This window comes from Streptomyces sp. NPDC048473, from assembly GCF_043200155.1.
GTDB lineage: Bacteria > Actinomycetota > Actinomycetes > Streptomycetales > Streptomycetaceae > Streptomyces.
Genome location: NZ_JBICXE010000145.1, coordinates 1 through 3,447 on the forward strand (window position 1 = coordinate 1; position 3,447 = coordinate 3,447).

The window sequence follows — 3,447 nt, forward strand, 5'->3', positions numbered from 1 at the left end:
TGACCCCCAACCGCGGCGCCGGAAACCAGAATTCGTTTCCCACTTTCCATCCACCAACGAGAAACCAATCCCCGCCCAACGGAGAGCCTCCTTCATCCTTTCCGAGAGGATTACAACTCCCCTGCGTTGGAAGTTATAGGCCCACATGCCAATATCGAATCCATCCGTCTCAGAATCGATGCGCGCGGGAAGATACCCGAAGAATTCGAAGTTTTTTTCGTAAAAATCCCTGAAAGCCGACTCCATCAGCAGAGAACGTTCATGGTCATGAAGATTTGGGGATGTAGTTTTCCAAATCCCGCTGACTATATCTTTCTCGAAAACAATCTCCGCGCCCTCAAGGGCCTCTTGCACGGTATCCGAAAGATTCCTTAGGCCTCTTGTTTTGAAAGATTTAAACCAATTGCCGAGCTTGAAATCACCTTCCTTATAGCCTCTGACTGGGAGAGATCCGAGATTCTCAAAATTTCCGTAATAAGAATTGATCGCTTTTACCAGGTCTGCCTCATAGGTCTGTCTTTCTTCGGCATTGAGGACGCCGCCCGGCAGGCGGGGGCGTGCCAACAGGTCCGCCTCGTCGATCCTGAGCCGGTCCAGGTCGATACCGAGGTTGCTCAAGGTGTCACGGGTTTCCTGGACTGCAGTTTCGGCGGCGGTGAGCGCGCCTTCCGCCTCCCCGGGTTCCGTGACCCCTGCGGAGCTGCCCTCGCCATGGTTGCGGTAGCGCTGCTCCGCAGTCTCCAGGGCAGTCTGGGCGTGTGCGAGTGTCCCGACCGCCGTGGTGTGGTCCGCCAGTGCGGCCTCGATCGTTTCCGGATCCGCGGGAGAATCCTGCCGGGTTCGCTCGTCCTCCTGGTGGCGGCCCTCCTCCGCCAGCTCGGCAGGGGGACCGACGCTGACGCCCAAAACTCGTGCCGTGTCGCTCAGCGGGGGCGGCCCCCCGCCGAGCAGTCTTTCCGTGTGCCGCCAAGGAGCGTCACGCCGGACGGCGATCTGATGCGCCGCATCCTCGGCCGCTTCGGGTCCGGCGTCCCGCAGGGCGCTCGCCACCTGCTCGAGTGCCTGGTGCTGCTCCTCCCGGGTCCACACCTCCGCCGGTTCGTGGCCGATGACCGGCGGGTAGTGGTTGAACACCTGGAGGATGGAAATAGCCTCGGCGACCAAGTCCGCGGACATGGAGGCGAGTTCCGATCCTTCGCCCACCTCGTGCAGTACGGGGAGATCACGGAGCTGCGACGCCGTCCGGCGCCGGCCGATCATCTCGGACCAGCCGTACGAGGGGCCCGCGCCGTCCGCCGAGTCCAGGGACACGGTCTCGGGGCGCGACGCACCTCCGCGAAGCGGTTCTGTGCTCTGCCCGGAGCGGCTGCCGCCAGAACGGAAGGTACCGGCGGCGGCCCGAGTCACCAGACGGACCGGCCTGGACCGCTCGCCGAGCCACCAGCCCTCGGAGTCGCCGATCGCCACCCCGGCCTCCTGACCCGTGGCAGGCCGGAGCAGGGCCTCGGCGGCGGGCGGCAGCCGCACGACGGCGTCGGGAAAACCTTCGGCCAACTGCCGGACCGCAGTGACGCTGAGGACCAGGGGCCGCAGATCGTCCCGCGACGCGAGGAAGCCGAGAGCGGCATCCCAGACAAGGTCGGGCCTGCGGTGCCGGGAGACGGCGTCCGCGATGTACGTCAGATGGAGGTCGCCATTCCGGTTGTACAGTCCACGCACCAGGGTGTGGACGACCCTGACGGTGAAGTCCACGGTCTCCTGGTGCGACCAAGTGCGGGTCGACCGCTCGGGGGCGGTTTGCCAGCTCAAGTCAGACCGGGTCGTGATGCCGGGGATACGGGGCAGATCGACAAGCCCCTGGTAGCTGAGGCTCTTGGCGACATCGAGGTAGGCGTTGGGCCCGGTGCGCAACATGACCGAGTACCGCCGTGCCCTTCCCATACCCCTGCTCCAGAAAGTGGGAGGGAATTTTACGGTACTCACTGGATAGAGCCGCGTCTGGGTCTTACGGTAATTCTCCCGCAGGAAACGCTTGGCCTGTCGCACGAAGGGGTGCGCCGCATGGGTCGCGATACCGGAATTGGAGTCCGCGGTGATCGCGAATCCTTCGGCGCTGGTGGTCACGTGTGCCAGCGCGTCCAAGTTCAGGATGTCGTTGTCACCGTCGTTGTACAGGCCGCCGAACACATCGAGGATCTCCAGCCGCAGGATGTCGCTGGCCGCAGCCCAGCCGGCACCGGACTGCTTGGCCGTCTCGGTCAGGAACTCGGTGTGCAATTCCATCGGCCGCGAAGCGTTATAGACCTCATGGGTGTTCACCAGCCTGACCCCGTTGCTGGTAGCCCAGCTGACCATCCGCCACACGTCAGCAAGGAGGGGATCGGCGGGAGCCTCTCGCGCCTCGCTGACCTGCTCGATCTTCTCTCGGGGAACATCGGTCCACAGTACGAAGACCGCACCGCCCCCAAGATTGCGGGCGGCCCCGCCGTAACGCTTCCAGAATCCCGCGCTCGCTCCGTGCTCCAGCAGCGGACCGCCCAGCCAAATCGCGTGCACCAGAGCCGGGACCCGAACATCGAGCGACGGCAGCCTCGGAGCTCGCGGATCCGGAGACCACTGGAGGGAGCTGCGCCGGTGCTCGTAGCTGAAGCCCGACACCTCCCAGGTACCCGGATCCATTTCCGCAGGCGCGGAATACCGCATATCCATCACATGCAGGAAGTGCACGGACCGGTCGGCGTCAAGTCCCGTGTAGTCGTACGGCACCCCAGTGCGCGGATCACGCAACATGTACGGCACCGGCTCCGGCTTGAGCACCCCGAAGAGATCCACGCCCAGCGGGCCGGGCTTTTGCCTGAGCCGTCGGACGTCCGGCACCCTCTGATCGGCCATCACGTTCAGCCTCTGGATGAGTTCATCCGCCGACAGGCTGTCTCCCCGCCCGTGCCCGGCGCCTCGGGCCCGGATCGGCTGACCGCCGTTGGCGATCCGCTGGGCGATCTCGACGCCTACCGCCCGCGTCGGCTGGTTTAGCAGGGACGGCGACAGCGCCTCGGCCATGCTCCGCACGGTCGCCTCGGTGACCGGACCGCCCTGCCACCCCAGGCGCGTTAGCTCGCTGCCGACGTCGGCTCGCAGCGACGCCCAGTCGTCCATCCTCGTCCGTCCAGCAGGCGCGGTCGGCCGGTCATTCGCTTCATTGCGAAGGGACGAAGCCGAGCGACTCTCCTTACCACCAGCGTCCCCATCCTCGCTGGCGGATTCGGTCGCCCGGACCTGACGGTCGTCGTGCGCGACGTCCACACGGCCCGGCTCCTCCGGGGAACGGGTTGTGCCGAAGGTCTCGTCGGGGCGTGTGTCCCGCAGAGTCGGCATCCGCACGAGGTCGTCGGTACGGACGGGGTCCGGCGCGGCGGGTTGCTGGAGGAGTTGCTGATCGCTTTCCGG

Annotated in this window: 1 protein-coding gene; it reads right to left on the reverse strand. The window is 65.4% G+C overall.

Features of this window, described 5'->3' with window-relative positions:
* On the reverse strand, positions 1-3,156 hold a 3,156-nt coding region (locus tag ACGFU7_RS47720), incomplete at its 3' end, for a hypothetical protein (protein WP_393705053.1).
* Positions 3,157-3,447: the final 291 nt, after the last annotated feature.